Consider the following 21,977-nt stretch of genomic DNA (forward strand, 5'->3'; position numbering starts at 1 on the left):
TCGGATCAGAGTTTGAGCACACCTGCTTCTTCCAATGCGGGCCTGTATTTGCGGCTGACCGGCACCTGATCTCCGTTGGTCAGCTTGAGATAAATCTTGCTGCCATCGCGCCCCACCCCGATGACCGCATCCTGCACCACCCAGTGTGACCGATGCGTGGTAAATCCGATAACAGTATCCATCTCATCGATCGCATCCGCGAATCGCATGCGGATGGTCTCGACCCCGCTCGCCGAAATGACATCGACAAAGTGATCCCGGACGAAAAGCCGAAGGATCGGCCCCTCGAACCCCGGCGACAAGCGACGCGCCAACCGGGGTCCTTCAGGTGGGTCTTCGGTCGTCTTGGGAAAATAGCCGACCGCCTCAAACCCCGGAATGATCCGCCGCAGGACACAGATGCTCAGCGTGATCGCGGCAATGTCATAGCTCATGTCGAGGAGCGAGGGGGCAAGCAACGGATTGCGAAACGCCAGGTTCCGGGTGAGGAACCAGAGCGGCGGCGAGAAAAAGGCTACCATCAGGCAGATCATCAACACATCCTGCAAAATCGGATGCGCGTCCTGCGCGCAATACCGCGTCAGCCGGCGACAGACGCGTCCGATCAGGATGGACGCCACCGATACGCATGACCAGTAAAGCAACCGCTCCGGAAACGAATGGGTCTCATAGGTGCCAAAAGGCCCCATGATCGCCCCGAGGAACGATACAAGCATCAATATCGAGATATTGAACCGACTGGTCAGCGGCCGCCAGAAATCTTTAAATAATGTAAACATCTACGACTGGGGCACTGTCCAAAATACTCGGTAAAACAATGGCATCTTAAAAAATGTGCCCGGTGAGGTCATGGGGCAAATCGATCCGGTATTCCCCTTTGAACATCAAGTAGCGGGGAGTTTAAGTAGTGCAAGAGACGAGCGCAAAGAAATCCCGCACATTCTGGCGAAAACGTGAGCGAATGTGCGACACCGTGTTGCCCGGCGAATTTTCGGGGAAAAGCCGATCTGTCCCGAACGTTGCGACAATTGGCCAATCACGGAGACCAGGGCGGTTGCGTCGGAACGAACAGGCGCATTCTGTCGCCCCGTGACAACGATCCGGGATGCTCGACCCAGGCCGTCACTCCCCGTCGCCCCGCCGCCGCAGGTTTGAACGCCTTTCCAAACCCGGGATGTTCCCGTTCGATTTCGCGTCCGGGCAGGACACAGGGTAGATTCTCCATATCGACCGTCAGCGTCAGCCCCGACGTGCTTTGCAGCCGCGACGATGGTGGCACATGGCTGAGGTCCGGAATGCCGCGAAGGACGATCGACGCACCGAGCCAGGCAGGGTCAAACCGGTCCAGCCCCATCCTTTCCGCAATCGTATCCAGATCTTCCTGTGCCAGGATCGAGACCTGCCGCACGTTCCTGATCCGGGTTCCCTTGGCATAGAGCATGGTGACCCGCACACAGGACGCACGCGTCTCGCCATAGTGATGCTCGCCCCTGGCACCGCCCATGTCAAAATCCAGCGCCGGGCGCGGCTCCGCATGGATGCGGTCACTCGCGATGCCCTCCGGAACCAGTCCGAGCCAGGTCACTTCGCCCTCATAGGCCGCTTCTTTCATCGTGCTCACTGCGGGATCCTCCTGATCGGTGGGCGCATTTTGCAGAATGCCGGGACCGGTACAAGATATGGCGACGGCAAAACGAAAACACCCGGAACGCAGAGGCCGATCCGGGTGTTCTATCGTTTTCTTCAGGGGGAGCCGTCAGGCGCTAGGCTCTGGCTCAAGTCCGCCCTCAGGAGGCGTTTTCTTGGGCTTGGTCTTGGGGATCGCCGTGACGCTGGGCGCGTTGCCCTCGTCGGCGGCATCGTCACCATCATCACCCGGTTGTGGTGGATCGCCGGCCATGACGCGCTTGATCTCGTCACCTGTCAGGGTCTCATACTCCAGCAAACCCTGTGCGAGCCGTTCCCACTCTTCGTTCTTTTCCTGAAGGATGGAATAGGCACGCTGATAGGCATCCTCGATAAAGCGTTTGACCTCTTCTTCGATCAATTCCTTGGTGTGCGCCGAGACCGAGAAGCCGGGCGTCTGACCGGAATAGCCCTCATGCGCCTCGGCGTAGTCGATATTGCCGACCTTTTCGGACATGCCCCACCGCAGGACCATGGCCCGCGCCAACGCACTCGCCTGCTGGATATCACCAGCCGGACCGTTGGACACGGCATCTTCGCCCCATTTGAGTATCTCGGCCGCCTTGCCCGCCATCGTCATCGCGAGTTTCTGTTCGCATTCGGACTTGTGCCAGTTCAGCCGGTCGATTTCCGGCAGGCTCACCACCATGCCCAATGCGCCGCCACGCGGGATGATCGTTGCCTTGTAGACAGGGTCGCATTCGGGAAGCGCCATTCCGACCACGGCATGACCGGCTTCGTGATAGGCGGTCTTTTCCTTCTGCTCAGCGGTCAGAACCATGCTGCGGCGCTCGGCCCCCATCATGACCTTGTCCTTGGCATTTTCGAAATCTTCCATCGTGACGAACCGCCGCCCGACACGCGCGGCCATCAGCGCCGCTTCGTTCACGAGGTTTGCAAGATCGGCCCCCGAGAAACCGGGCGTGCCGCGCGCGATGATCCGCAGGTCGACATCAGGGCCAAGCGGGGTCTTGCGGGCATGAACACCCAGGATTTTCTCGCGACCCTTGATATCCGGATTGCCCACCGTGACCTGGCGGTCAAACCGTCCGGGGCGCAGCAACGCAGGGTCCAGCACATCCTTGCGGTTGGTGGCCGCCAGGATGATCACACCCTCGTTCGCCTCGAACCCGTCCATTTCGACCAAAAGCTGGTTCAGCGTCTGTTCACGCTCGTCATTGCCGCCGCCATAGCCGGCACCACGATGACGACCCACGGCGTCGATCTCGTCGATAAAGACGATACAGGGGGCATTCTTTTTGGCCTGTTCGAACATGTCGCGAACGCGGGACGCACCCACACCGACGAACATCTCAACGAAATCGGAGCCCGAGATGGTAAAGAACGGCACGCCCGCCTCGCCGGCAATCGCCCGCGCCAGCAGCGTCTTACCGGTGCCCGGAGGACCGACCAGCAACGCGCCCTTGGGGATCTTGCCGCCCAGCCGGCTGAATTTCTGCGGATTGCGCAAAAACTCCACAATCTCTTCCAGTTCTTCCTTGGCCTCGTCGATCCCGGCCACGTCGTCAAACGTGACCCGGCCATGTTTCTCGGTCAGCATCTTGGCCTTGGACTTGCCAAACCCCATCGCGCCGCCTTTGCCGCCGCCCTGCATCCGGTTCATGAAATAGACCCACACGCCGATCAGCAGAAGAAAGGGAAGAAGCGTCACCAGGAACGACTGGAACCCGGATTGTTGTTGTTTTTCCGCACGCACCGGAATGTTGTTCTCGATCAGCAGATCGGTGATTCCCGCATCTTCCGGCTTGATAGCGATATAGTCGCTGCCATCCGCCCCGCGGAACCGTATCTGTTCGCCGTCCAGCGTTACCTGGCTGACATCGCCGGCTTCGACCGAGGCAACGAATTGCGAATACGGGATTTCACGGCTTTGCATCGTGCCGCCCGACCCGCTGAACAGGTTGAACAGCGCCAGGATCAACAGGAACAGAACGACCCAAAAGGCGATATTGCGTGCATTTCCCAAGGAAACTCTCCTAAATTCTGGATCGAACAGGCTCTCGATCCGCTTCTGTATAAAATAGAGATGAAATGCCGAGGTTCAATGCGATATTAGTGTCGCAAAGAACTCCTCTTCGCCTGCGGCCAATTGCGCTGTCCATCCTTCGGCCCTCCCGGCCAGAGGTGCCGCGACCAACCTGTCGTCGTGCCAGAGCGCCGGAGAAGCGATCAGCGCCGCAAGGGGCCTGCCGGTTGCGCGCCAATCCCGGCACTCACACAAACCCTCCTGCCCGAGCGCACGCACGCTCAGACCCGGCACATCCGGCCCAGACAACTGCCAGCGCCGATCCCACACCGTGCCGGTCGCACAACGCTCCGACTGGATGGCATTGTACTCGCGACACACCCAGACCCGATCATTGTGCCGCACCACCGTGCAACCGCCCAGCGTCATGGCCCGGCCTGCGCGAATGCTCTCGAGAGCGAGGCTCACCGGCGCACGGCGGGGTCCGCGCAAACTCCCGCTGATCCAGGCCACTGACCGCACGAGCAGGCGGCGCGCGATCTCGCTCGGCAGCGCGCGAAACTGCCGGAGGTCAAACACGACATTGCCGCCATCCACCTCGGCCAGATCACGCGCAGCCAGAAAGGTATACCAGTCCAGCGCCTCGCGCGCCTGCTCCATGTTTCTGGCCACATCCGAAAGCACCGTTGGCGTGACCCCCAGCGGAGCCAGCAGCCTGAGCGCCTCGCGCGTTCTGACGCGTTCATAGGCTTTATCATCGTTCGACGGGTCCTCTGACCAGTCAATTCCGTTCCGTGTCAGATAGTGTCGCAAGTCCTGACGCGGCACGCCGAGAAGGGGACGAATCAAGGTGATACCGAACATCGTGCGGTTGAGCGGCATCGCCGCAAGCCCATCGACCCCGGAAGAGCGGGCAAGACGCATCAACATGGTTTCCGCCTGGTCATCGGCGGTATGCCCCACCGCAAAGGCCGCAATATCGAGGGTTCTGGCCCAGTCGCTGATCAACCGATACCGCGCCTCGCGCGCGCGCTCCTGCAGGTTGCCGACGCCATCCCAGGTCGTCCAGTGCAGCGTCGTATGCGGAACCATGAGGTCATCACACAGCGCACGCACCCGTCGCGCTTCGTCCGCGGCCTCGGGCCGCAATCCGTGATCCACCGTCACCGCAAAGAGTTCAACCGAACCCGGTGCGAAACATCGTGTCAGAACATGCAGCAGCGCGATGGAATCGCCGCCTCCCGACACCGCAACCCCCAGACGGGAAGGCGGGGCGTTCCCGAAGGCTGACCTGACCTGCGCCAGAATATCGGCGTCAGCCTTGCTCAAGAGCAGCCCAGTGCGGCCATTTCCTGTTGAGCGGAAGACACCATGCCGGACGATGGAAAGCGCACTCCGACCTCGGCGAGCGTCAGACAGGCCTGACTGGTCTGTCCCAATGTTCCAAGCGCCGCGCCAAGTTCGTAGAGCGCGACCGGTGCATCGGGTCCGGTGCCATCTGCCGAGAAGCTGGCGAGAAAGGCCCGGGCCGCCTCGCGCATGTCTCCGGTGGCGGCCAGCGCCCGGCCACGGTTCAATTCCGCCCGGGCGGCAAGCGGACTGCCGGGATAGGACTGGTTGAACTGTGCGAACAATTCCGCAGCTCGCGCATTGTCACCCGACTCAAGGGCTTGCGTCGCGGCCTGGTAGTCGGCCTCTTCACCGACCGCCAGCTCGCTGCCGGGTGTTACGCCCGTACCTGCGGGGGGAGGTGTCGCGACCGCCGGCGCCGAAGTTCCCGCATCGCCACCAAGGGTGGTGGTTTCCCCGAGCTTGCTGACATCTCCGCCTTCCAGTTCGACCAAACGGAATTCGAGATCGCCGATCCGGTTTGTCCCGTCGGTCACGACCCGGTTTACACGGTTTTCCAGTTGCTCGGATTTCGCGGTCAGGCGCTGCAGTTCCGACTCCATGGCCGCGACCCGCTCCAGAACGCTGTCACCGGTGACATTCACCGATGGTCCACCCGTCGTGGACAGTTCGCGTTTGAGCTTTTGCACTTCGACATAAAGCACGGTCAGTTCCTGCCGGATGTCGGCGAGGGTCTGTTGATCCTGCGCAGCGGTGCCCGTGGCCAGCGCAGAGGACAGCAACGCGACGGTAAACCCGACTCTCAGAACGCGCATCATCCGCCCTACCCGGTCAAGCCACCCGCGAGAACAGTCACGGCGCGGCGATTCCGCGCATAGCAGCTTTCCTCGCTACAGATTTCGATCGGACGTTCCTTGCCATAGGTCACGGTCCGCAAGCGGGTTCCGCTCACACCGCGTGATACCAGGTATTCACGGACCGCGTTCGCCCGCCGCGCGCCAAGCGCGAGGTTATATTCGCGGGTGCCTTTTTCATCGGCGTGTCCTTCGATCACCGCCGTGTAGTCCCCGTTCCGGATCAACCAGTTCGCCTGGGCATCCAGCGTTGTCTGCCCCTCGGGCGTGATGGTCGATTGGTCCACGGCGAACAGCACGCGATCCCCGACAGCCTGTTGGAAATAGGCAATCGACGTGGGGTCGGAGACCGATCCCGCGGCACCAATTCCGCCGCTCGCGCTGCCTGAACCGCCGACACCGCCGCCAAGCTGGGACGGATCGTTACACGCCGCCAGCGCCAGAAACGCGCCAACCGTGATGAACTTCTTCAGAAAACTCATGCCCGATGCCTCACCATCTTATTTTGTTAAAACTATTTAGCACAGCTTGGTTTCATTGTGAACGCGAGACTATTGCTGAAGCGGCGACCAGGATGGGTCCGACCCGCCGTCAGGCGTGCGAACCGGCCGCAGATTGCGCCCGGAAATGTCCACGGAATAGAGTGAAGAGCGCCCCCCCGCCCCTTGCGTTTCCCGCGCGAACATCAACACCCGGCCATTGGGTGCCCATGTCGGGCCCTCATCAAGGAACGACGCGGTCAGCAGGCGCTCTTCGCTGCCATCCACGCGCATGACGCCGATGTGGAACCGCCCGTTATTCTGCTTGGTAAAGGCAATCATGTCACCGCGCGGCGACCAGACGGGCGTGCCATAGCGACCCTGCCCAAAGCTGATCCGGCGGGCCTCGCCCCCGCGGGCGGGCATAACGTAAAGCTGCTGATTGCCCGAGCGGTCGCTTTCGAAAACGATCTGCGCGCCGTCCGGCGAGTAGCTGGGCGCGGTTTCGATAGACGGCGCATTGGTGAGCCGCGTGCGATTTCCGCTTGCCAAATCAAGGGTATAGAGATCGGTATTCCCGCCCTGTTCAAGCGAATAGACCACGGTTTGCCCGTCCGGAGCAAAGCGCGGTGCGAAACTCATCGTTCCTTCGGACTGCTCGAGAACCCGCTGCTGCACGTTCCCGACATCAAGAACATGGATATGCGGAAAACCGCTCTCGTAGCTGGTGTAGAGCACCTTGTCGCCTCGCGGCGAAAACCGGGGGGCGAGCACGATGGACGAGCTGTCGGTCAGGTATTGCACGTTCGCACCGTCATAATCCATGATCGCCAGACGCTTGCGCCGGTCGTCCTTGGGGCCGGTCTCGGACACGAACACCACACGGCTGTCGAAATAGCCGCCCTCTCCGGTGATACGGCTATAGACCTGATCGGCCACCTTGTGCGCCATCCGCCGCCAGCCGTCGGTCGATCCCACGAACTGCAACCCACTGCCCAGTTCTGCCCCGGAAAATACGTCCCAGACCCGGAAACGCACCGTCACGCGATTGCCCGAAACCCCGACCGATCCGGTGATCAGCGCCTGCGCATTGATCGCCTTCCAGTCGGCATATTGAATCGGCGCGGAAAAATCCGTGATCTGCCCGATATGCGCATCAGCGGTAATCTCCCTGAACAACCCGGTTCCGGTCAGGTCTGCGGCGATCACCCTGGTCAATTGCTCGGCCTGCGACGCGGCTGCGGGTGATTCGGGTACGAAACTTGGCACGGCAAACGGCAGCGGCTCGATGACGCCTTCGGTGATTTCGATCCGAAGCGGCCCGTCCTGCGCCGAGAGCGGCGAAGAGAACAGGGTCGCACCAAGCAGGAGGCTGGCCAGGATTTTCTTCATTTGATCCGCATCCTTTCGGGGTTGAACGTCATCTCAATTTCACGCCACTGCGCATATTTCTCGGCCGGCAGGTCATAACCGTCTTTCTGACAACGCAGGATGGCGCGCCGCGCGGCCTGATAGGCGGTCTGGACCGACTGATCGTTGCCACCCTGGGAATCGATAAGCCGGATGCTGTTTCCGACCACCTTGCCGGATTGATCCAGCGACATGCCCACCGTCACCACAACCTGCGCGGATCGTCCGCCGACGTCAACGTTCCAGCATTGCGAGACCGCGACGCGCAACGCCTCTTTTTCACCCGCCGACAAGGGCGGACCGACCGGGGCATCCGGTTCCGCGGCGGGCCCGGCGAGGGCCTCTGCCAGGGCGGCATCCACCGCCGTGGAGCGATCGGGGGCGGCCGCCGGCTCGGGCTCCGTCGTGGGTTCGGCCTGCGCAACCGGTGTCGGCGTCGGCGCGGTCGGGCGCGTGCGGGGCGGACGGGGCGAGCGTGTCGGAGCGGTTTCGACCGCTTCGGTCACGATCCGGTCGGTCGCCTGTTCGGGCGCCGTGGCCTGCTGTGCCTCCTGCGGGATGTCCGCGCCCTCGTCCGGCGTGACCTCGGTCTGCTCGACAACATCCGGCCTGGCATCCTGCGGCGGTGTGGGCACAGGTTCGGGTGCAACCCGGTCGACATCCGGCGTCGCGGCATCTTCGGGCGGCAAGGCCGGCTCGGGCGCGTCCGGTTCCGGAGCAGGTTCTGGTTGCGGCGGCACCGGATCACGCTCGGGCCGCGCGACGGGCGTGGGCGTTTCGGCCACCGGTTCTGCCGGTTCTGGCTCGGACGGCGCGGTCGGTTGTTCCGCGATCTCTGGTGGCCGGCTCGGATTGCTCAGCGCCGCGTATTCCTCGGACGAGATCACCGACACCTCACGCACCTCGAACGGCAGGGGTTCGCTGCGAAACGCACCGCCAAAGATGGCGATGGCGATCAGCCCGAGATGGGCAATACCCGAAATCTTGGTGCCGGTCTGCAATCCGCCACCTCACTACTTGTCATCATCCAGCGTCGGGCCGCCGACATCGGTCACCAGGCCGACATTGGAAAACCCGCCCGCATTCAGCGCACCCATGATCTGCATCACGTCTTCATAGGGAACACGGCCATCCGCCCTCAGAAACACCCGGTCCGTCTCACGCTCTGCCGCAATCGCCCGCAACTTGCCGACCAGACCATCACGCGGGGTGGTGGTGGTCTGGATCTGCACCTCGCCGGTCGCGGTGATCGTAACGGTCAAAGGTTCTTCTGAATCGGTCGGCAACGCGTTTGCGGCAGTCTTGGGCAGTTCGACAGGAACCCCGACAGTCAGCAGCGGCGCGGCGACCATGAAGATGATCAGAAGCACCAGCATGACATCGACAAACGGCGTCACGTTGATTTCCGACATCGGCCGCGCGCGGTTGCGGCCACGGCCACGACGACGCCCGCCCCGCTCGGCCTGTTGTACAGCGGCGCCCATCTGTCAGGTGTCCAGCTGGCGGGACAGGATCGTCGCGAACTCGTCTGCAAAGGCTTCATAGCCCGACACGATACGTTCGCTGTCCGCGCTCAGCTTGTTATAGAAAATCACCGCCGGAATCGCCGCCAGCAAGCCCAGTCCGGTCGCCAGCAGCGCCTCGGCAATCCCCGGCGCGACAACCGCCAGGTTGGTGTTCTGCTGCTCCGCGATTTCGATAAAGGCGTTCATTATGCCCATCACCGTGCCGAACAGACCCACGAATGGCGCAGTGGAACCGATCGTCGCGAGGATCGGCAGACCCTTTTGCAGGGCTTCGGCCTCCTTGTTGATTGCCACATCCATCGACCGGTCGATGCGCGACTGTGCACCGGCGATCAATCCGCCATCCCTGCGATGACTGCGACGCCACTCGATCATCCCGGCAGCAAACACCTTTTCCGAACTTCCGTCCGGCTGGGCGCCGATCTGGTCAAAGAGGCCGTCCAGCGGCTCCCCGGACCAGAAGGCACGATCGAAAATGCCGGCCTCGGTCCGCGCCGCGCGGTAGGCAATCAGTTTCTGGATGATGATCGCCCACGACCAGAACGACGCCAGAATCAGCATCAGCATGACCAGCTTGACGGTAAAGGTTGCACGCGCGAATAGGCCCCACAGGGAGAAATCAATCTCCTGCGCCAACGCAAGGGTTTCTGCTTCCATCTGCCTGCTCTTTTCTCGCGACCGTTTGTTCCCGGTCTTTTTCTTGTCCGGACGTTAACCGATCTGATCGGCCATTGCCAATAGAACCCGCGTTCACAAATGCATCATTGCATCAATGCGCGAATCTCCGCTGGCAAACGCACAGGCTGGCCTTTGGCGGTCATGCAGACCGCCGTCACGACCGCCGCGAAGATCGGCTGTCCATCGCGCTTGACCACCTGATCCATCACCAGCCGCGCCGGTGTCACCTTGCGCACGGTGCTCTCGACGACCAGCGTGTCCTCGAACCGGGCCGTCGACAGATAGTCCGCCTCGATCCTGCGCACGACCCAGACCAGCCCGCCGTCCCGCATCGCGTTCTGGTCATTCCCCAATGCCCTGACCCACGCGCTGCGCGCCCGCTCGATATAGCGCAGATAATTGGCATGATAGACGATGCCGCCCATGTCAGTGTCTTCATAATAGACCTGGACCGGAAAACGATGGATCGGTTCGGACATGGCTTTGGGTCTCCTGTCGTCTTTAACGAATGCCAACGCCCGGAATCCAGAGGCACTCGGAGCACATGATCATGGCTGGCCTACCGATGCACCACCTTGATTCTCGGCGCAATGCTCATGATCGATCCCAAACCCTGAAGGGATGGCTCATTGCGACCATGATCCCAATCCGACAGATCAGGATGCCTCACCCAGGCGCGCGAACAGGCGCAAGGCATGCGCGCCATCCGCCGCGGCGACCGGCATCGCCGGATCATAGGCCGCCCGGATCACGCTGGCGATATCCGGACGCAAGATCGTGGTATCCTCCACCAGTGCCAGGGGCGACCGCTCCCGAAAGGCGACGTCCGACCATAGCAGAATGACCTGCACCACCTGCCCCAATGCCAGGGTCTCGGCGGGCAGCTCCGACAGGGCGTCATCCATCCGCACGAAGACAAAGGCTGCCTTGATCGCCCCATCCGCGTCAAAGCGGAACAACCGGTATTGATTGGCCCCTGCCGCCTGCAAACGCGCCACCAATGGAGCGAGTTCCGGGATCAGCCGGTCAAGATCCGGCACCTCCAACAGTTCCGCCCAATCCCTGAAAAAGAACACCATGCAATTGGTGCCCAGTTCCGGATCGGTCTCGGCCATCTGATGCCCGGCAAGCGCGCAGACCGCCTCGAACGCCCCCTTGATAACCGGCAGCGTCTCCTCTTCGACCCCGAAAATCACCGGCACGATCGGCCGCCCCCACCGCGCAAACCTGTATGCGCCTGCCGCCGAGGTAAAACACGCTTCGATCTCGTCTGGAGTCACGCCCGTTCCTTCATCTTTGTCCAAATACTCACGCCGGAGGCATCCGACGCTTACTCGAAAAGATCGCTCTGCGCCCTGGGCGGTGTCATGCCCAGATGCGTCCAGGCCTTGTGCGCCAGCATCCGGCCGCGCGGCGTGCGCTGGATCAGCCCCTGCTGCAACAAGAACGGTTCGATCACATCCTCCAGCGAATCGCGACTTTCGCTCAGTGCCGCGGACAGGGTTTCGATCCCCACCGGGCCGCCGTGATAGTTTTCCGCAATCAGGTGCAGGTATCTCCTGTCCGCACCGTCCAGCCCGAGGTGATCGACCCCAAGACGGGTCAGCGCGCCATCGGCAAGATCGCGCGTGATGGTACCGTCGCCTTCGACCACGGCAAAATCGACCACCCGGCGCAGCAGACGTCCCGCGATTCTCGGCGTACCGCGCGCACGCCGCGCGATCTCTCTCGCACCGTCCGCATCCGCTGGCGCGCCCAGCTTGCGCGCATTGCGGCTGACGATCTCGTGCAATTCGTCGACCGTGTAGAATTGCAGCCGTGTCGGAATACCAAACCTGTCGCGCAGCGGCGTGGTCAGCAGACCCATGCGCGTCGTCGCCCCGACCAGCGTAAAGGGCTGCAATTCGATCCGCACGGTGCGCGCGGCGGGGCCTTCGCCGATGACAAGGTCCAGCTCGAAATCCTCCAGCGCGGGATAGAGCACCTCTTCCACCGCCGGGTTCAACCGGTGAATTTCATCGATGAACAACACATCGCGGGCTTCGAGATTGGTCAGGATAGCCGCCAGATCCCCAGCTTTGGCCAAGACCGGGCCGCTGGTCATGCGGAAATTGACCCCGAGTTCACGGGCCATGATCTGCGCCAGCGTCGTCTTGCCCAATCCCGGCGGCCCGTGAAACAGCGTGTGATCCATCGCCTCGCCCCGCCGTCGCGCGGATTCGATGAAAATCCGAAGATTGGCGCGGGCCTCGGCCTGTCCGATGAATTCGTCCAGCGCCTGCGGCCGCAACGCCCGGTCGTTGTCTTCGGGCAACGGGTCTGGCCGGACTGTCGGGTCCGAGTCCATCATGCGGCAACTCCGGGGCGGTGAATCAGATCAGTCATGCCGCCCTACCCTTTCGGTGCCAGCAGTTTCAAGGCCGCGCGGATCAGGTCCGCTTCGTTCGCGTCGGGCGCGGCGCCCGCCGCCTCGGCCACCGCCGCCGCCGCGTCGCCCGGCGAATAGCCAAGGTTCGACAGCGCGGACAGCGCGTCGGCCTGCGCCGACATCGTGACCACGGGCCTGGGTGCCGGGGTTGCGGCGACAACCCGTTCGGTCTCGACGACCGGCTCCGGCCCCTCGACCGCCTCGACCATCGTGCCGCCCATCGCCATGACTCCTGGGGCCTTGTCCTTCAGGTCCAGAACCACCCGCTGCGCGGTTTTCTGGCCGACCCCCTTGGCCACGGTCACGCTTTTCCAGTCGCCAAGCGCAATGGCCCGCCCGACACCATCGGCGCCAAGTGCTCCGAGAATGGACAGGGAGGCCTTGGCACCGATCCCCTGCACGCTCATCAGCAGGCGATGCCATTCCTTTTCAATCAGGCTGGGAAAGCCGAACAGCTGCATCAGGTCTTCGCGCACCACCAGATCCGTGAACAGCGCGACCGGCGCGCCGGGTCCGGGCAGCGTCGCAAGGGTCCGGTCGGAACAATAGACGATATAGCCGACCCCCTGAACATCGATGAGCACGTGGTCGGCCCCGCGATATTGCAGCCGTCCGCGCAGATAACCGATCATACCCGCACCTCCCGTCGTTCGATCTCTGCCGCCGGACCATAGTAGGCATGACAGATCGCGATCGCCAGCGCATCCGCCGCATCCGGTCCCGCCGGTTCGCAGCCGGGCAGTTGCAACCGCACCATGTGCAAGACCTGCGCCTTGTCCGCATGTCCCACGCCCACGACCGTCTTCTTGACCCGGTTCGGCGCGTATTCCCCGATCGAAAGTCCGGCCTGCGCCGGCACAAGCAAGGCAATCCCCCGCGCCTGGCCCAGTTTCAGCGTCCCGGCACCATCCTTGTTGACAAAGGTCTGCTCGACAGCGGCGGCATCCGGCGCGAACCGGTGCAACACGTCCTGCAACTGGCCATAGAGCGACAACAGGCGCACCGGCAGATCCTTGCCCTCGGAGTGAATTTGCCCGTTCGCGACATGGCTCAGCTTCGAACCGTGCGAATCGATGATCCCCCATCCCAGGGTTCGAAGCCCCGGATCAATGCCCAATATCCGCATGTCCTGCCCGATCCTGCCTGTCTGCCCGCTCTGCCGCGCTGGCTTGTTGCTTTTTTGACGCATTAGCACGAAACGCGAACATGGTCCACGCGTTTTGCAGCCGGTTGCCAAAAACGGCATCTGCAGGCTCGGCAGCGACCTCGCTGCATATTTCCGACATCGGGCAGTCTGAAAGCGACACCAATAATGCTAATTTTCCATTAAATTGCAAATATTTACACGCATAGGGACACATGCGGAAATTGCATGGAACCCATGCAATCTTGTGGCTTGCGCGGCCCTGCATCGCTCCATATCTGCGCTCGGACGAAACGAGCAACTGAACCATCAAATCAGAGGACAAGGATATGGCTGCTTTTGACACGAACCGCACCACCCACGGCTCATTCGGCCTGATCGGCCGTATTGGCACTCTTATCGTATCGGCACGCGACGCCGTCGTTGCATGGAACGACGCGCGCATGACCCGCAACGCATTGTCGCGCCTGAGCAATCGTGAACTGGACGATATCGGGCTTGTACGCGGAGATATCGATGCAGTCGCCACGCGCACCTGCCACCTCTGATACTTTCCACCTACACCACTCATCACGACAAAAACGCCGTGACCTCCTCGGGGTCACGGCGTTTTTGCAATCAGAAACTCCATAGTCGATCCATGCACCGACGCCGGCAACCTGGACTGCGCATTTGCCGAACCGGAAACGGTTGCAATCCGAGACGCGCCTCAGGCGGTCTTTTTGAGAATGAGCGTGGACCAGTCGCCAATCTCTTCGTGAGAGACCAGTTCGGTTCCGCTTGCAAGATACACACCGATCACCTCGCTCGCCTGCTCGTTCAGGATACCCGACAGGATCGCGTAGCCGCCGGTTGCCAGATGCGCCACGATGTCCGGCGCCAGCGCGACCAGCGGACCTTTCAGGATATTGGCAAAGATCAGGTCATACGGGGCGTTTTCATGCAGGGCCGGATGATCGAACCCCGCCGCCTCGACGCATTCGACCCCATTCTCGATGCCGTTTGCGCGTAAATTCGCCCGCGCCACGTCAACCGCGACCTGATCGATATCGCTTGCCAGAATCGTTGCGTCCCACACCCGCGCCGCCGCCATCGCCAGAACGGCCGTGCCGCATCCGATATCCGCGACGCGCTTTGCGTTGACACCATCTGCGATCAGGGTCTCAAGCGCCTTCAGGCATCCCAGCGTCGTGCCGTGATGACCCGTGCCGAATGCCATCGCCGCCTCGATCAGCAACGGCTCCACGCCTTCGGGCACCTTGTCCGCATCATGGCTGCCATACACAAAGAAGCGTCCTGCCCGAACCGGGGCCAGTTCGCGGCGCACATGGGCGACCCAATCGGTTTCCGGCAGCTCGGACACCACGAAAGGGTTCGCGCCAAAGGCGACGGCCAGCACCGCAAGCGCAGCCGCATCGGGCGCCCCCTCGAAATATCCCCCCACTTCCCAGAGACCGGACCCGTCCTCGACTTCGAACACCCCGACCCCGGTCGGCTCCGGCGACAGACGTTCCATCGCTTCGCCGAGGGCTTCGGCGTCTTTCTTGCCCTGCAAGGTCGTCAGCGCGGTAAAGGTTGGCATCATCGTCTCCTGAATCGATCCGCATGCGCGTAGGGGCGCGGCGGCGCGAGGTCAAGCGGCGGAACGGTGCGCCGCTGCAAGCCGACCACATAGCGCCATCCCCAGAGCCCTGCAAACAGACCGACAATCGTGCTTGCCGCAGCTTGTGCATAGATCACGCCATTCGCCCCGAACCACGACGCAAAGAGCAGCGCCATGGGCAGGGTCATCACCCCATCCCGTACCCAGTTGGTCAGCGTCGAGCGCGTCGGCTTGCCCAGGGAGTTGAAGGCCGAATTGGCGACAAACAACGCAGAGCCAAGCACGTAACCGCCCGCCCCGATGCCGGTAAAGGCGAGCACCACCTCGATCCCTTGCGGCGTCAGTTCGAAGAGCCCGGCGATGTGGTGGCCAAGGGCGGCCAGTATCGCCCATGTCACCAAGGTATAGCACACTCCGAATACCAGCGCGTCGCGATAGGTGCTGCGCACCCGGTCGTAGGCGCAGGCTCCGAAGTTCTGGCCGAAAATGCCCCCGATCGCCCCCGCGAGCGAGAATATCCCGCCAAAGGCAACAACCGTCAGCCGGCCAACCACCGCCCAGCCCGCCATCGCATCGTCGCCAAACGGGGCCATCACCGTCGTGGCAAAGAAATTGCCCACCGGTGTCGCCAGTTGGGTCAGGATCGCGGGCACGGCAATCGCAAGATAGGGGCGCATGGTATCGCGGATATCACCCATTGCCGGACGGGCCATAAGGTCGTGGGTGCCGATCGCGAACTTCAGCGCAAGCGCCAGCATCACGAGGCGGAACAGGGTGATCCCGTAAGCCGCCCCGTCAAGCCCGAGGCCCATCCCGTAGATCAGCACAGGGTCGACCACCATCGCCACCGCGCCGGACAGCAGCGTCACCAGCATCGAGCGCCGCCCGTCCCCCTCGGCGCGCAGCGCGCCATTGGCGATCAGGCTGACGGCCATGATCCCCAGCGACGGCAGTGAGATCGCCAGATACCTCGCGGCAAGCGCCGCCGTTTCTCCGGTCGCGCCGATCATCGCAACGATGTCATGCCGGAACAGGATGATCAGGGCGGCCACGATGAATTGCCACATCCCGGCAATCATCGCGGCGCTCGTCGCCTGCCGCCGCGCCATGTCGCGACGTCCGGCCCCGATGCTGCGCGAGATCAGTGCCGTCGAGGCAATCATCAGACCGATCCCCGAAGAGACCGAGAAGAACTGCACCGCAAAGGCGAAACCCACGGCGGCGAGCAGTTGCGGATCGCCCAGCTTGGCAATCCAGTAGAGGTTCGCCGCGTCCACCACAAAGACAAAGGTGATGCCCATGGCCCCGGCCATCGTCATGCGAACCACATGCCCCATGGTCGATCCGGTCAGAAAACGCCCCTTGCTCGCCAAGCCCGTCGCCTATTCCGCAGGCGCGGGCAGGCCGCGCGCAAAGATTGTTTCATTTCCGGGTTCGGGGTCGCGCGGGATCATCAGCGCCAGGCACAGCGAGATCATCGCCATTGCCGCCGCAAGGCCAAACACCGCCGCCGGCGAGACCACCCAGAGCAGGCCCAGCAGCACCGGCAGGAACACCGCCGCAATGTGATTTATGGTGAAGGCGACGGCCGCCGTCGGGGCGATGTCGCTCGGATCGGCGATCTTCTGGAAATAGGTCTTGAGCGCCAGCGCGAGGCCGAACAGGATGTGGTCGACAACATAGAGCGTCGCCGCCAGCGCCACGCCCCAGCCGAACCAGTAGAGCCCGCCATAGAGCGTGAAGACAATAGTCAGCCCGACATATTCCCAGATCAGCGTGCGGCGTTCACCGAACCGGCCGACCGCCTTGCCCAGGAACGGCGCGACCAGCATGTTGACGATCAGGTTGATCAGGTAAAGCCCGGTCAACTCGTGCACCTCGAACCCGAAGCGTTCGACCATCATGAAACCGGCGAAAACCATGAAGATCTGGCGCCGCGCACCCGACATGAACTGCAAGGCGTAATACAGCCAGTAACGACGGCGCAGCACCATCTTCTTGATCTGCGGATGCGGCGCCTCGAATTGCGGATAGGCAATCAGACACAGAACGGCCAGACCGAAAGTCACGCCGCCCGCAACCATGAAGACAAGGTTGTAGGTCAGGCCCAGCGGCTCCCACATGATCACGATCAACACGAAAACCAGCAGCGTGACTGCCGATCCGGCCGCCATGAGCCAGCCCAGGATCTGGGGCGCGCGCCCCTTTGGCAACCATTGCAATTGCAGCGACTGGTTGACCGTTTCGTAATAGTGAAAGCCGATGGAACTCAGCAGGGTCAGGAACAGCAGACCGCCCAGGCTCGGAAACCACGCGGTGAACGCCGTGGCCACCCCGAGTAGCGCCAGCGACACCAGGGCCAGAACCTGCTCGCGTACGAATATGATGATCGCGATGACCCCGACGGCCAGGAAACCGGGGATTTCGCGCACCGTATGCAAGAGTCCGATGTCCGCACCATCGAAACCGGCGATCTCGACAACAAAATTGTTGAGCAGCGCGTACCACGTATAGAATGACACGGGCATTGTCATCGCCATCACGAAAAGCAATGTCGTCGGGCGTCGCCAGAACGGCATCTGCCGCGCCTCGGATATCGGAACGTAGCTGGCCATGGATTTGCCATACGCCCGTTCAGCGGGATTGGCGAGACCAAATCCGCATGGCCGATCCGAGTGCGGTGGCACGGTGCAGGCGCGGATGCCTCAGTAAAAGCTCTGTGGGTCGATGTCGATGCTGAGGCGCAGATCACCCTTGAGGCGCAAGGCGCCGGTCCATCGCGCCAGGGCGTCCTGCAACGGCGCGCCCTTGGCGGCCTTGACCAGCAATCGCACCCTGTGCCGTCCGCGTATCCGTGCGATCGGCGCGGGGGCAGGCCCAAAGACCTGCGCCCCGATTTCGCGCAAGGGGGCGTCCGACCGCGCCAGCGCATTTCCAAGATCGAACACCTGTGCAACGTCCGTGCCCGACAGAATGATCCCTGCCATGCGTCCGAACGGCGGCACACCCGCCGCCTCGCGCTCTGCCGCCTCGGCCCGCCAGAACCCGTCCTCGTCACCGGACAGGATGGCGCAAATGACGGGATGCTCTGGCTGAAAGGTCTGCAACAGCGCGCTGCCGGGTTTGTCGGACCGCCCGGCCCGGCCGGCCACCTGACGCATGAGCTGAAATGTCCGCTCGGCGGCGCGCAGGTCGGATCCTTGCAGACCCAAATCGGCGTCGATGACCCCGACCAGTGTCAGCAGCGGAAAATTGTGCCCCTTGGCAACCAGCTGCGTGCCGATGATGATGTCGGCCTCGCCCCGGGCGATCTTTTCGATCCCCTCCTTGAGAGCGCGGGCGCTGGCGAACAGGTCCGAACTCAGAACCGCGATCCGGGCCTCGGGAAACAGCGCCGCCGCCTCTTCTCCCATGCGTTCCACGCCGGGTCCCACCGGCGCGAGCTTGTCCGCGACCCCGCAAGAGGGGCAGGTCGTGGGAATCGGCGTGGTCTCGCCGCACTGGTGACACATCAGGCGTTTCAGGAACCGGTGTTCGACCATGCGCGCGTCGCATTGGCGACAGCCGATCTGCTGCCCGCAGGCCCGGCATAACGTGACCGGGGCAAAACCGCGCCGGTTCATGAACAGCATCGCCTGTTCGCCCCGGGCGAGCCGGTCGGCAATGGCCGCTTGCAACGTTGGCGAGATCCAGCGCCCCGCCTGCATCTGTTCCGCACGCATGTCGATTGCCCGCATGTCGGGCATCACCGCCGCGCCGAACCGCGACGTCAGTTCGACCATGTCGTATTTGCCCGCCTGCACGTTCGACCAGCTTTCAAGGCTGGGTGTCGCGCTGGCCAGAACCACACGCGCACCACAGATCGCGGCCCGCAACACCGCCATATCGCGCGCGTTGTAGAGCACACCGTCTTCCTGCTTGTAGGAGGTGTCGTGCTCTTCATCCACGATGATCAGGCCCAGATCGCGAAACGGCAGGAACAGCGCCGACCGCGCCCCCACGACCAGTTGCGCATCGCCCTGCCCGACCATTTTCCAGATGCGCCGCCGCTCGGTCATTGTGACGCCGGAATGCCACTCGGCCGGACGCGCGCCGAACCGTGCCTCAACGCGGGTCAGGAACTCGGCAGTCAGCGCAATCTCGGGCAGCAGCACCAGCGCCTGTCGTCCGCGTTTCAGGGTTTCGGCCACGGCTTCGAGATAAACCTCGGTCTTGCCCGACCCGGTGACCCCCTTGAGCAGCGTCGTGCCATAGCGCCCGTCGTCGATAGCCGCGCCCAGATGCGCGGCGGCCGCCGCCTGATCCTTGGTCAACGCCTTGCCCCGCCGCGTCGGGTCCAGACCCGGCAAGGGCAGATCGCGCGGGCTGTCCTCTTCGCGCACCGCATCGAGCTTGACCAGCCCCTTGACGACCGATGGCGTGACGCCTGCCGTCTCGGCCAGTTCCCCGAGCGTGAAGGACAGACCGCCATAGTCGGACAGCGTATCCAGAACCCGTCGGCGGGCGTCGGTCATCCGCCCGGCCACACCGTTGCCCAACCGGTACACCTTGCGCATGGACGGCGGATCGCTCAGCCCCGGCGCCCGCGTCGCCAGCCGCAACATCGCCGACATGGGGGTCAGCGTATAATCCGCCGCGCGTCCGAGGAAAACCTGCATCTCCTCGCGCATCGGGGCAACATCGAGAACCCGGATCACCGGGCGGACCCTGCTGCGGTCGTAATCGCCGCTGCCCGCGCCCCAGACCACGCCCATCACCTTGCGCGGGCCCAGCGGCACCTCGACATAGGCACCGGCGAAGCAGCCCCCTTCGGGCGCCTTGTAGTCAAGCAGCCGGTCCAGTGGCTGCGTCGTCAGGACCGCAACCAGTTCACCCTGATCAAAAAAACTCCTGGTGGCCTTGGGGGGCGGCAACGGTTCCAACCTCGCTTGCGATTGCGCGGTATCGGGCCCGGAAGCCGACCGCATCACTGAATACGAGGTAAGGCCAAGCCACGCCAGCGCCAACCCGTCAAAAGCAAGCGATGGGTTTTTCTTTGCCATTCTGCGGCAGGGTCCGGGAAAACACCTTGGCCACAGTGCAAGAAATTTCGCCGAAATCAGGGCATTTTCACCCCATCACGGTCCGCGCCCGTGATATACGCGATAAAAAAACCGACGAGGCAGACATGAGCAGCACCCCAAAGCTGGAAGAAACCCTGCGCGATGCGATCATCGCCGAACCCGATGCGATTCTCGATGATCAGGCGGTGATGCAGGCGCTGATCGCAGCGGACGACCGATCGAAAGGCGACAACATCATCGACCTGCGCGGCGTCGCCATGGAGCGGCTGGAGGCGCGGCTTGACCGGCTCGAAGACACACATCGCAGCGTGATCGAAGCGGCCTACGAGAACCTGTCGAGCACCAACCAGGTGCATCGCGCGATCCTCCGTATGCTCGATGCGACCGAGTTCGAGACCTTTCTGCGCGATCTTGGCGGCCCGGTTGCCGGCATCCTGCGGGTCGAGGCGATCACGCTGGTGCTTGAAACCACGCAGAGCGATCACGACACCGCAGGCCGGCACCTAAACGGCACGCTTGTGCTGGCCGAACCGGGCTTCGTCGACAGCTATCTCGCACGGGGACGCAAAGGTGCCCCGCGTCAGGTCAGCCTGCGGACCGTGCGCGACGCCGATGTCAGGGTCTATGGCGACAAGGCCCCGGACATCGGCTCGGAAGCCTGCATGAAGCTCGATTTCGGACCCGACAAGCTGCCCGGCCTGCTGGTCATGGGCGCGGCGGAACCGACCCATTTTGCGCCGCAACAGGCGACCGATATCCTGGCGTTCTTTACCGGGGTATTCGAGAGAACCATGCGGCGCTGGCTGTCATGACGCTGATATCGCCGGCGTGTCGCGATGCGCTGCAAACCTGGCTTGACGGGCAACGGGCACTTGCAGGGGCGTCGGAAAACACCATCGTTGCCTATCGCGGCGATGTGGGGGATTTCCTGTCTTTCATGACGACGCATCACGGCAGTCCGCAAGGGTTGGGCGCGCTGGAGCGGATCTCGATTTCGGATATGCGCGCCTGGATGGCCCAAACCCGCGCCGATGGCGTCGGCGCCCGGTCGCTCGCCCGCAAACTCTCGGCGGTCAAGAATTTCTACCGCTGGCTGTCCGAGCGCGCGGGTTTCGAACCCACGGCCGTGCTCTCGACCCGTTCTCCCAAGTTTCAGAAGAAACTGCCAAGACCGCTGGCGGAGGACGCCGCAAAGGCGGTGCTGGACACGATCGAGTTGCAATCGGCGCAGGGCTGGGTCGGGGCGCGCGACGTGGCCGTGGTGACAATGCTTTACGGTTGTGGGCTGCGCATATCCGAAGCGCTCGGCCTCAGGGGCGCGGACAGCCCGCTGCCCGCCTCGCTGCGGATCGTCGGCAAGGGCGGCAAGGAACGCGTGGTTCCCGTGCTGGATGCCGCCCGCGAGGCGGTTGACACCTATGTCCGGCTTTGTCCCCACGCTCTCGAACAGGACGCGCCGCTGTTTCGCGGCGTGCGCGGCGGCCCTCTGCACGCGAGACTCATCCAGGGCGTGATGGCGCGCACCCGCATGCAGCTTGGCCTGCCATCCACCGCGACGCCGCACGCGCTGCGCCACAGTTTTGCCACCCACCTGCTGAGCGCCGGGGGTGATCTGCGCGCGATACAGGAACTGCTCGGGCACGCCTCGCTGTCAACGACCCAGGCCTATACCGCCGTCGATACCGCGCGCCTGATGGAAGTTTACGACCGCACCCACCCAAAGGCATGAAGGATCACAGCCGGAAAATATCGCAGGTTTTGCTTTGCAT

23 protein-coding genes are annotated in these 21,977 nt (G+C 63.0%); 3 read left to right on the plus strand and 20 right to left on the minus strand.

From position 1 onward, the window contains the following. Positions 1–5: 5 nt before the first annotated feature. The 16 genes from AB9K34_RS18245 to AB9K34_RS18320 form a co-directional block, all read right to left on the minus strand. Complete coding sequence (locus tag AB9K34_RS18245) at positions 6–716, minus strand: LytTR family DNA-binding domain-containing protein (RefSeq protein ID WP_369955856.1); 711 nt, start codon at positions 714–716, stop codon at positions 6–8. Between the two features lie 320 nt (positions 717–1,036). Beyond that, positions 1,037–1,621, minus strand: coding sequence for an MOSC domain-containing protein (locus AB9K34_RS18250; RefSeq protein WP_369955857.1), 585 nt, complete (start codon positions 1,619–1,621; stop codon positions 1,037–1,039). 135 nt (positions 1,622–1,756) lie between these two features. Beyond that, the gene (gene ftsH / locus AB9K34_RS18255) at positions 1,757–3,673 is read right to left on the minus strand and encodes an ATP-dependent zinc metalloprotease FtsH (RefSeq protein WP_369955858.1); all 1,917 of its coding nucleotides are present in this window, start codon (positions 3,671–3,673) and stop codon (positions 1,757–1,759) included. A 75-nt stretch (positions 3,674–3,748) separates the two neighbouring features. Continuing rightward, entirely contained in the window at positions 3,749–5,002 is a 1,254-nt protein-coding gene (gene tilS, locus AB9K34_RS18260; RefSeq protein ID WP_369955859.1) for a tRNA lysidine(34) synthetase TilS, read from the minus strand. Further along, positions 4,999–5,838, minus strand: a complete 840-nt coding sequence (gene ybgF / locus AB9K34_RS18265) for a tol-pal system protein YbgF (protein ID WP_369956008.1) — start codon at positions 5,836–5,838, stop codon at positions 4,999–5,001. The genes tilS and ybgF overlap by 4 nt, the downstream gene beginning before the upstream one ends. An 8-nt stretch (positions 5,839–5,846) precedes the next feature. Next, a complete protein-coding gene (pal, locus tag AB9K34_RS18270) occupies positions 5,847–6,359 on the minus strand; it encodes a peptidoglycan-associated lipoprotein Pal (protein ID WP_369955860.1) in 513 nt (170 codons plus the stop codon). 69 nt (positions 6,360–6,428) lie between these two features. Further along, the gene (gene tolB, locus AB9K34_RS18275; protein ID WP_369955861.1) at positions 6,429–7,748 is read right to left on the minus strand and encodes a Tol-Pal system beta propeller repeat protein TolB; all 1,320 of its coding nucleotides are present in this window, start codon (positions 7,746–7,748) and stop codon (positions 6,429–6,431) included. Further along, positions 7,745–8,767, minus strand: a complete 1,023-nt coding sequence (locus tag AB9K34_RS18280; protein WP_369955862.1) for an energy transducer TonB — start codon at positions 8,765–8,767, stop codon at positions 7,745–7,747. Before AB9K34_RS18280 ends, tolB begins: the two co-directional genes overlap by 4 nt. A gap of 12 nt (positions 8,768–8,779) precedes the next feature. Continuing rightward, entirely contained in the window at positions 8,780–9,250 is a 471-nt protein-coding gene (gene tolR / locus AB9K34_RS18285) for a protein TolR (protein WP_369955863.1), read from the minus strand. A gap of 3 nt (positions 9,251–9,253) precedes the next feature. Beyond that, the gene (gene tolQ / locus AB9K34_RS18290; RefSeq protein WP_369955864.1) at positions 9,254–9,949 is read right to left on the minus strand and encodes a protein TolQ; all 696 of its coding nucleotides are present in this window, start codon (positions 9,947–9,949) and stop codon (positions 9,254–9,256) included. Positions 9,950–10,053: 104 nt separating this feature from the next. Then, on the minus strand, positions 10,054–10,449 hold the full coding sequence (ybgC, locus tag AB9K34_RS18295) for a tol-pal system-associated acyl-CoA thioesterase (RefSeq protein ID WP_369955865.1): 396 nt from the start codon (positions 10,447–10,449) through the stop codon (positions 10,054–10,056). Between the two features lie 177 nt (positions 10,450–10,626). Further along, positions 10,627–11,250, minus strand: a complete 624-nt coding sequence (locus AB9K34_RS18300) for a hypothetical protein (protein ID WP_369955866.1) — start codon at positions 11,248–11,250, stop codon at positions 10,627–10,629. 50 nt (positions 11,251–11,300) lie between these two features. Then, complete coding sequence (ruvB, locus tag AB9K34_RS18305; RefSeq protein ID WP_369955867.1) at positions 11,301–12,320, minus strand: Holliday junction branch migration DNA helicase RuvB; 1,020 nt, start codon at positions 12,318–12,320, stop codon at positions 11,301–11,303. A 41-nt stretch (positions 12,321–12,361) separates the two neighbouring features. Continuing rightward, positions 12,362–13,030: a Holliday junction branch migration protein RuvA gene (gene ruvA / locus AB9K34_RS18310; protein ID WP_369955868.1), complete on the minus strand. Its 669-nt coding sequence runs from the start codon at positions 13,028–13,030 to the stop codon at positions 12,362–12,364. Then, positions 13,027–13,524 carry a crossover junction endodeoxyribonuclease RuvC gene (gene ruvC, locus AB9K34_RS18315; protein ID WP_369955869.1) on the minus strand — a complete coding sequence of 166 codons (498 nt, stop codon included), beginning with the start codon at positions 13,522–13,524 and terminating at the stop codon, positions 13,027–13,029. The genes ruvA and ruvC overlap by 4 nt, the downstream gene beginning before the upstream one ends. Further along, complete coding sequence (locus tag AB9K34_RS18320) at positions 13,505–13,867, minus strand: hypothetical protein (protein WP_369955870.1); 363 nt, start codon at positions 13,865–13,867, stop codon at positions 13,505–13,507. Before AB9K34_RS18320 ends, ruvC begins: the two co-directional genes overlap by 20 nt. 4 nt (positions 13,868–13,871) lie before the next feature. Between AB9K34_RS18320 and AB9K34_RS18325 the strand changes: the two genes are divergently transcribed. Next, positions 13,872–14,090, plus strand: coding sequence for a DUF1127 domain-containing protein (locus AB9K34_RS18325; RefSeq protein WP_369955871.1), 219 nt, complete (start codon positions 13,872–13,874; stop codon positions 14,088–14,090). A 161-nt stretch (positions 14,091–14,251) separates the two neighbouring features. Here AB9K34_RS18325 and AB9K34_RS18330 read toward each other — a convergent pair whose 3' ends face one another. The 4 genes from AB9K34_RS18330 to AB9K34_RS18345 all read right to left on the minus strand — a co-directional run bounded on the left by AB9K34_RS18330 (position 14,252) and on the right by AB9K34_RS18345 (position 20,187). After that, on the minus strand, positions 14,252–15,124 hold the full coding sequence (locus AB9K34_RS18330; protein WP_369955872.1) for a 50S ribosomal protein L11 methyltransferase: 873 nt from the start codon (positions 15,122–15,124) through the stop codon (positions 14,252–14,254). After that, on the minus strand, positions 15,124–16,518 hold the full coding sequence (locus AB9K34_RS18335; RefSeq protein ID WP_369955873.1) for an MATE family efflux transporter: 1,395 nt from the start codon (positions 16,516–16,518) through the stop codon (positions 15,124–15,126). Before AB9K34_RS18335 ends, AB9K34_RS18330 begins: the two co-directional genes overlap by 1 nt. A gap of 9 nt (positions 16,519–16,527) precedes the next feature. Beyond that, positions 16,528–17,760 carry an MFS transporter gene (locus AB9K34_RS18340; protein WP_369955874.1) on the minus strand — a complete coding sequence of 411 codons (1,233 nt, stop codon included), beginning with the start codon at positions 17,758–17,760 and terminating at the stop codon, positions 16,528–16,530. Between the two features lie 90 nt (positions 17,761–17,850). Then, positions 17,851–20,187, minus strand: a complete 2,337-nt coding sequence (locus AB9K34_RS18345; RefSeq protein ID WP_369955875.1) for a primosomal protein N' — start codon at positions 20,185–20,187, stop codon at positions 17,851–17,853. A gap of 125 nt (positions 20,188–20,312) precedes the next feature. Here AB9K34_RS18345 and AB9K34_RS18350 point away from each other — a divergent pair, with 125 nt between their 5' ends. Beyond that, positions 20,313–21,020 carry a DUF484 family protein gene (locus AB9K34_RS18350; RefSeq protein WP_369955876.1) on the plus strand — a complete coding sequence of 236 codons (708 nt, stop codon included), beginning with the start codon at positions 20,313–20,315 and terminating at the stop codon, positions 21,018–21,020. Beyond that, entirely contained in the window at positions 21,017–21,937 is a 921-nt protein-coding gene (locus AB9K34_RS18355) for a tyrosine recombinase XerC (RefSeq protein WP_369955877.1), read from the plus strand. Before AB9K34_RS18350 ends, AB9K34_RS18355 begins: the two co-directional genes overlap by 4 nt. Positions 21,938–21,977: the final 40 nt, after the last annotated feature.

Source organism: Sedimentitalea sp. XS_ASV28 (assembly GCF_041224545.1).
In the GTDB taxonomy this organism is placed as follows: Bacteria; Pseudomonadota; Alphaproteobacteria; order Rhodobacterales; family Rhodobacteraceae; genus Sedimentitalea.